This window comes from Ilumatobacter sp. (genome assembly GCF_049588435.1).
Lineage (GTDB): Bacteria > Actinomycetota > Acidimicrobiia > Acidimicrobiales > Ilumatobacteraceae > Ilumatobacter_A.
In genome coordinates, this window is sequence record NZ_JBAVYV010000140.1 from 1 (window position 1) to 7,119 (window position 7,119).

Annotated in this window: 7 protein-coding genes and 1 tRNA gene; 3 read left to right on the plus strand and 5 right to left on the minus strand. The window is 67.3% G+C overall.

Annotation, left to right across the window (positions count from 1 at the left end; translation table 11 throughout):
• Positions 1–74: 74 nt before the first annotated feature.
• Positions 75–1,001: an RNA polymerase sigma factor SigJ gene (gene sigJ / locus WBV89_RS05385; protein ID WP_423980312.1), complete on the plus strand. Its 927-nt coding sequence runs from the start codon at positions 75–77 to the stop codon at positions 999–1,001.
• 22 nt (positions 1,002–1,023) lie between these two features.
• Here the strand turns inward: sigJ and WBV89_RS05390 are convergent, their stop codons facing one another.
• From WBV89_RS05390 to WBV89_RS05410, 5 genes are all read right to left on the minus strand, one after another.
• Positions 1,024–1,737, minus strand: coding sequence for a class I SAM-dependent methyltransferase (locus WBV89_RS05390; RefSeq protein WP_423980313.1), 714 nt, complete (start codon positions 1,735–1,737; stop codon positions 1,024–1,026).
• A 105-nt stretch (positions 1,738–1,842) separates the two neighbouring features.
• Entirely contained in the window at positions 1,843–4,521 is a 2,679-nt protein-coding gene (gene polA, locus WBV89_RS05395) for a DNA polymerase I (RefSeq protein ID WP_423980314.1), read from the minus strand.
• Between the two features lie 71 nt (positions 4,522–4,592).
• The gene (locus WBV89_RS05400; RefSeq protein ID WP_423980315.1) at positions 4,593–5,177 is read right to left on the minus strand and encodes an ANTAR domain-containing response regulator; all 585 of its coding nucleotides are present in this window, start codon (positions 5,175–5,177) and stop codon (positions 4,593–4,595) included.
• Between the two features lie 45 nt (positions 5,178–5,222).
• Positions 5,223–5,513, minus strand: coding sequence for a hypothetical protein (locus WBV89_RS05405; RefSeq protein WP_423980316.1), 291 nt, complete (start codon positions 5,511–5,513; stop codon positions 5,223–5,225).
• A gap of 82 nt (positions 5,514–5,595) precedes the next feature.
• Positions 5,596–6,429 carry an SCO6745 family protein gene (locus WBV89_RS05410; protein WP_423980317.1) on the minus strand — a complete coding sequence of 278 codons (834 nt, stop codon included), beginning with the start codon at positions 6,427–6,429 and terminating at the stop codon, positions 5,596–5,598.
• Between the two features lie 59 nt (positions 6,430–6,488).
• Here WBV89_RS05410 and WBV89_RS05415 point away from each other — a divergent pair.
• Together WBV89_RS05415 and WBV89_RS05420 are read left to right on the plus strand one after the other, a co-directional pair.
• A tRNA-Leu gene (locus WBV89_RS05415) sits at positions 6,489–6,562 on the plus strand.
• A gap of 235 nt (positions 6,563–6,797) precedes the next feature.
• The coding region (locus tag WBV89_RS05420) for an ACP S-malonyltransferase (RefSeq protein ID WP_423980318.1) at positions 6,798–7,119 on the plus strand (322 nt) is incomplete at its 3' end.

A 7,119-nucleotide genomic window follows, 5' to 3' on the forward strand; every position in this document is an offset into this window, starting at 1 on the left:
GCAAGCATCGCCAGCGCTCAGACGGCTTCACGCGCAGCGCTCGCACAGCTTGAGGCACCGCGCACGGTGGTTCGATGAGCGCCTGGCTCGACGCCCACGGCGCGGACCCGGTCGCGGTCTTCGAGGAGCAACGCCCACGGCTGCGAGGACTCGCGTACCGGATGACCGGCTGCCCGTCCGACGCCGACGACATCGTGCAGGACGCGTGGTGCCGGTTCGCCGACCGGCACGACGACGTCACCGACCCGCCCGCATGGCTGACGACCGTGGTCACGCGACTCTCGATCGACCAGCTCCGCTCGGCACGACACCGGCGCGAACACTACGTCGGGCCGTGGCTCGCCGAGCCGATGATCGACCCGCCCTCCCCCGACGACGACCCGGGCGACCGGGCGGTGATGATCGAGTCGATCACGATCGGCTTCCTCACCGTGCTCGAGCATCTGTCCCCGCTCGAACGTGCGGTGTTCGTCCTGCACGACGTGTTCTCGATCCCGCTGAGCGAGATCGCCGACATCATCGAACGGACGCCGGCCGCGACGCGGCAGTTGGCGAAGCGCGCGCGTGATCACCTGGCCGACGACCGTCCACGCTTCGATCCACATCCCTCGCAGGTGCGCGAGCTCACGGCGATGATGCTCGATGCGGCGGCCTCCGGGGACCTCGAGACGTTGGAGTCGTATCTCGCCGAGGACATCGTCCATCTGTCCGACGGTGGCGCGGAGCGGCGCGCCGCACGGCTTCCGGTGGTCGGCCGTGCACGCGTCGCCCGCTTCTACGCCAACCTCGCCCGACGCCTCGAGCCCGGAACCGAGATCCACCTCGTGTCGACGAACGGCCAGGCCGCCCTGTACCTGACCCACGACGGGACGCCGGTGATGTTGTTCGTCCCGACCTGGGTCGACGGGCGAATCGCGGCCACCCACTCGCTCCTCAACCCCGCCAAGCTCGCGCCGTTCCACGCCGCGTGGATTGCGGCGGGCGCGCCGAGTTTGCCCTGACCGACACGGTCGGCGGCGTCGCTCAGTCTCGGCGGGTGGCGATGAGCAGGAACTCGGCGGTGTCGACCGTCGGCTCGTCGTCGCCGTACGCGCCGGGCTCCACGCTGCTGATCCGGTCGACGTCGAGACCGTGACGATCGGCCAGCAGTCTCAACTCGCGCGGCGTGTAGCAGCCGGTCCAGAGTTCGGCGGGCAGCGCTACCCCGGCGCCGTCACGCACCTCGGTGTGTTCGTGGTTCACCCCGGTGTCGGCGTCGAAGTCGGCACCCTCCCAGTGCTTGACCACGAAGTAGGAGCTGAACGCGCTCAGCGCCAGGCGTCCGTTCGGTACGAGCGCTCGACTCATGCCGGCGATGACGGTCGAGTCGTCACCGGAGGCGGTCATCAACCCGAACGCCCCCTGACAGAGACAGATCACCGCATCGAACTCGGCGTCGAAGGCGAGCGACCGCGCGTCGAGACGCTCGAATGTCGCTCCCTCGGGGGCGTCGGCCTGGGCGATCTCGATGAAGCGATCGCTGATGTCGATGCCGTGGGCGACGAAGCCGCGACGAGCCAGCTCATGCGAGTGACGACCGGGGCCGCATCCGACGTCGAGGACCCGATCGCCTGCCGACAGACCGAGCGCGTCGACGATGTGGTCGACCTCCTGATCGGTCCCTTTCGTGAACGAGTAGCGCAGGTACGCCTCACCCATGTGATCGGCGAGCTTCTCGAACCAGTGGTGATCGGTCATCGGACACCCGCCAGGACAACTGGTGCCAGGCACCAGTTGTCCGATCGGCTGCCGGGTGCGGTCGTACGAGGATTGGTCATCGGGTGCCTGGCACCAGTTGTCCGGTCAGCCCTTGGCGGCGGCCCATGTGTCGCCCCACGAGACGTTGACTTCGAGCGGGACGTCGAGCTCGGCGGCGTCGTGCATGATCTCGATCACGAGATCGCCGATCGTCTCCTTCTCGGACGGCGGAACCTCGACGAGCACCTCGTCGTGCACCTGCAGGATCAGTTCGCTCTCGACGCCGGCCTCACTCAACGCGGCGTCGATACGCACGAGCGCGACCTTGAAGATGTCGGCTGCCAGTCCTTGGATCCCGGCGTTCATCGCCTGGCGTTCGCCGGCCTGACGAACGCGGAAGTTCGAGTTGAGCAGCTCGGGGATCGGCCGACGTCGACCGAACAGCGTCTCGGTGTAGCCGCGCTCGCGCGCCTCCAGGACGGTCCGGTCCATGTAGTCCTTCACGTTCGGGAACGCGACGAAGTAGGCGTCGAGGATCGGTGCCGCTTCGTCGACGGGGATGTTCAACCGTTGGGCGAGGCCGTATGCCTCCATGCCGTAGGCGAGCCCGTACGAGACCATCTTCGCCTTCGACCGCTGGTCGAGCGTGACATTCTCCGGTTCGACCGCGAACACCCGCGCTGCGGTCGCGTTGTGGATGTCCTGGCCGGTGTTGAACGCGTCGAGTAGACCCGGGTCCTGGGCCAGATGGGCGATGCACCGGAGCTCGATCTGGTTGTAGTCGGCGACGAGCAACTCGGTGCCGGGCGACGCGACGAACGCCCGACGGAACAGTCGCCCCTCCTCGGATCGGACCGGGATGTTGTGCAGGTTCGGCTTGTCGGACGACAGCCGGCCGGTGCGCGCGACCGTCTGATTGAACGTGGCGTGGATCCGACCGTCCGACGCGACCTCGGCGAGCAAGCCCTTGCCGTACGTGCCGCGCAGCTTGTCCACCTCGCGATGACGACGCAGCGGTGCGAGGAACTCGGGCCATTCGTGTTCGAGCTTCTCCAACGTGGCGGCGTCGGTCGACGGGCCCGTTTTGTTCTTCTTGATCGGTGTGAGGCCCTTCTGCTCGTAGAGCAGTTCCCGCAACTGTTTGGGCGAGTTGAGGTTGAGGTCGGGCATCTCGGCGACCTCGCGCAGCTCCGCGACCAGCGACTCGACCTCGTCGGTGAGCTTCTTGTTGAGCCCCTCCAGTTCCCCGATGTCGACGGCGATGCCGATGTGTTCCATCTTCGCCAGCACCATGACGAGCGGGTTCTCAATCGTCGTGTAGAGATCGGCCATCCCCTGCGCGTCGAGGCTCGCGCGGATCGGCTCGACGAGGTGGTGGACCGCGAGCGCGTCGCGTCCCGCACGCTCGGCATCCGACATCGACGAGCCGTCGAGATCCAACTGGCCCGCGCCTGCCGCGTCGTCGGACGGTCGCGCGAATGGCGTGTACTTCTCGATCAGGTCGGGGAGGTCGTAGCGGGCTTCGGCGGGGTCGATCAGGTACGCGGCGATTGCGGTGTCGAGCGCGATCCCGTCGAGCGAGACACCGACATCGAGCAGCGACCGCATGACGGCCTTCAACTGGTGGCCGCGGACGTCGGTGTGCTCGGCCAAAGCGGCGTGCACCGCCTCGTCCTCGAGGAGGTGACCGGGGATCCAGGCGACCTCGGCAGACTCGGATTCGGTCACGATCGCGAGTCCCGACAGCGCGGAGCGACCGGGTTCGCCGACCCACGTCGCAGCGACGTCGAGCGCGGGAACCGACGAGATGACGGCGGCGGCGGCGGCGGAGGAGGTCTCGATCTCGGTGACCTCGGCGACGAGTTCCTGCTGCTCGTCCTGCGGGCCGAGGTCGACGGAGGCGCCCATCCCGTTGATCGCCGCGGTGATCCTTCCCGACAGCGCTCGGAACTCGAGGAAGTCGAAGAGTCGCTTCATCTCCGCTCCGTTCGGCTTGGGGACCAGATCGTCGAAATCGACGGAGTCCATCGGGGCGTCATGGCGAAGCAACATGAGCTCGAGGTTCTTGCGCGCCCGCTCCTCGTGCTCGGTGAGGTTCTCGCGCAACTTGGGGGTCTGCTCGTCGACGTGGGCGAAGATGCCGTCGAGACCGCCGTAGTTGTTGATCAGCTTCGCAGCCGTCTTCTCACCCACGCCGGGAACGCCGGGCAGGTTGTCGGAGTTGTCGCCGCGCAGTGATGCGTACTGGACGTACAGGTCGGGGGTCACGCCGGTCTTCTCCGCGATCCCCGCCTCGTCGTACAGCGCGTAGTCGCTGACGCCGCGCTTGTTGTACATCACCTTGACGTCGTGCTCGTCGTGCACGAGTTGATAGCTGTCACGGTCGCCGGTCACGATGATGACGGGCTTCTCGCGGGCGACCAGCTCATCGACCGCCGTGGCGATCAGATCGTCGGCCTCCCAGCCGGCCAGATCGATCGTCTGGATCCCGAGCGCCTCGAGCACCTCGCGGACGAGGCCCATCTGCTGGCGCAGGATGTCGGGCGCCGCTTCACGCTGCGCCTTGTACTCCGGTTCGGCCTCGTGGCGGAACGTCGGCTCGGGACGGTCGAACGCCACCAGGATCCCCTCCGGCTTCTGTTCGTCGAGCACGTAGGCGAGCATCGACGTGAAGCCGAAGACGGCGTTGGTGACCTGTCCACTGGCGGTCGCCATGTCGGTCGGGAGCGCGAAGAACGCCCGGTAGGTGAGCGAGTTCCCGTCGACGAGGAGGTGGGTACCCACATGGGCTCCGATCGGTTGTGCGTGTGGCTGGTGATGGGCGTGCGGTGTTCGGTCGTGCTGCGTGTGTGCGGTCAGTCGGCGGGCGGGCGCAGCGAGCCGTCGAGAATACGGTCGGCGACATCGCGCATCCGGATCCGCTCGCTCATCGCCGTCTTCTGGATGAAGGCGAATGCTTCCTTCTCGGACAGCCCGGCGTCGTCGATCAGCGTCCCCTTGGCGCGGTCGATGACCTTGCGCGACTCGAGCTGGTCGCCCAACGCGTCGACCTCGCCGGCCAACAGCGTCAGTTCACGGAAACGACCCATCGCCACTTCGATGGCGGGGATCAGATCGCTCTTCTGGAACGGCTTGACGAGGAATGCGAGGGCCCCGGCGTCACGCGCCTCCTCGACGACTTCGCGCTGACTGAACGCAGTCAGCATCAAGACCCCGCAGAGCCGTTCCGCATTGATCGTGCGTGCTGCGACCAGACCGTCGGCACCGGGCATCTTGATGTCGAGGATGGCGAGGTCGGGCTTGGTCTCGCGGACGAGATCGACCACGGTGTCACCTCGGCCGGTCTCACCGACCACCTCGTAGCCCTCTTCCTCCAACGTCTCGCGCAGATCCATCCGGATGATGGCTTCGTCTTCGGCGATCACGACGCGCAGGGGCATGAGAGTGTTATAGCGCCATTCGCGCCGACGACCAGATCCCCCGCGTCAGTCGGCGGCGATCATCCGATCGAGGAGCTCGTCCTGGCGACGAGTCAACTCGTCGATCTCGATGACGACCCGCTCACGTTGCCGGCGGTGAGCCGCGAGGTGCTCACCGGCTTCGCGCGCCTCTCGAGAGACCCCGGTGTTGTCGGCCACGATCGCTCTGGTCGCCGCATCCTGGGCGTCGTCGTCGAGGGAGCGCATCTGCTCGTCGATCACCGACAGCTCGGTGCGCAGCGCGGTGAGTCGCGACGAAGTCTTGGCGAGCTTGCGCTGGATCGACCGCTTCGACATCGAAACATCATCGCCGTTCTCGTGAACTGTTCGCGCACGGAGCGCTGGACAAGTTCACGAGATCGGCGGGCGGGTGGGCGGGTCAGCGGGTCGGGAACGTCCCCGCCAGTGCCGCGCTCCACGGGCGGACGAGTCCACGCAGTTCGGCACATGCCTCTTCACCGATCGCGGCGTACGGATCGTGGGCGAGGCGATCCGTGGTCTCCTCGATCGAGCGACGCTCCTCGCGACCGGTCTCGGTCAAGGCGCCGTCGGCGTCGAGCCAACCTCGCGACCGGAGCGATTCCACGGCGGCAGCCCAGTCCTCGTCCGATCGTCGGCGGGTGGCCTGCAGGACGGCGGCGGGGACGTCACCGCTCGCTCCGTGGGTGACGAGCGCTTCGCATCCGTCGAGCCCGGCCCCGACCAGGGCGGCGATGTGCCCGTCACCCCGGTACTCGCGCAGCAGGGTCTGCGCGTGCCAGAGCGCGAGATGGTCGTCGTCGGGCCACGGCTGCGCTGCGTGTCCGGCGAAGAGCGGGCGCCCCTCCGGTCGCGCGGATGCGACATCGGCCGCCGCACGCGCCAACTCGACGGCGCGAGCCAGGTCGGACGGATCGACGATCGGGAGCACGTGCGTCGTGAGCATCCGATCGACCGCGGCCATCCGAGCCTCGATCAACCGCTCGGGAGTGACGGCGTCCCACAGACCGTCCATGCTGCGGCGCACGAGGTCGTGGTCGAAGTTGAAGAAGGTCGCGATCACGACGTCGGCGCCCACCGCACCCATCGCGGCGGATCGGGACCCGAAGTAGCCCGCCATCCAGTCGCCGACGCCGACGCGGGAGTACTCCTCCCCGGCCTCGGCGACGAAGTAGATCGCACCGTGATACGCCTCCATCGTCTTCCACGTCCGGCGGCCGATCATCGGTTCCATCACGCGACCCTTGCAGAGCGGTGGCAGGCCCGACCAGCCGATAGCCTCGTCCGCGGTACGCCCCGGTAGCCCAATTGGCAGAGGCAACGGTCTCAAACACCGTCCAGTGTCGGTTCAAGTCCGACCCGGGGTACAACGACGAGTCACCCGGCGGATGCGCTCGACGGCGGCCAGCGCCCCAGTCGTCCTCGAGCCGAGGCGCGGCGAGTCGACAGCTTCACGACACGGGATCTCGGGTTCTCGGCGAGATTCCGTCCCGGTCTCCGCAACAGAACCGTGCTGGAACACGACCGATCGAATTCGGACCGACGCGTGTTACCGATCGGTAAGGGTTGGACGATCCCGATGCTGGTCTAGATTCGGCCATCATGCTCGCCTTCACTTTTCCCGGACAGGGATCACAACGCCCTGGCATGGGACGACCCTGGCAACAGCACGAGAGTTGGGAGCTGGTCGGTGAGGCGAGCGAGGTCGCGGGACGCGACGTCGGTGCGCTGCTGTGTGACGCCGACGCCGACGAACTCAAGGACACGCGCAACGCTCAGTTGACGACGTTCGTGTCGAGCTTGATGGTGCTCGACGCGGTGAGCCGGATCGGGATCGACGCCTCGTTCTGTGCCGGACACAGCCTGGGCGAGTACACCGCCCTGACGGCGACCGGAGCGATCGGCTTCGACGACGGTGTCCGAC

What these genes read in the sequence shown, in the direction of transcription:
- sigJ (WP_423980312.1), top strand. Translation starts at nt 75, where the DNA reads ATGAGCGCCTGGCTCGACGCCCACGGCGCGGACCCGGTCGCGGTCTTC.
- WBV89_RS05390 (WP_423980313.1), bottom strand. Translation starts at nt 1,737, where the DNA reads ATGACCGATCACCACTGGTTCGAGAAGCTCGCCGATCACATGGGTGAG.
- WBV89_RS05400 (WP_423980315.1), bottom strand. Translation starts at nt 5,177, where the DNA reads ATGCCCCTGCGCGTCGTGATCGCCGAAGACGAAGCCATCATCCGGATG.
- WBV89_RS05405 (WP_423980316.1), bottom strand. Translation starts at nt 5,513, where the DNA reads ATGTCGAAGCGGTCGATCCAGCGCAAGCTCGCCAAGACTTCGTCGCGA.
- WBV89_RS05410 (WP_423980317.1), bottom strand. Translation starts at nt 6,429, where the DNA reads ATGGAACCGATGATCGGCCGCCGGACGTGGAAGACGATGGAGGCGTAT.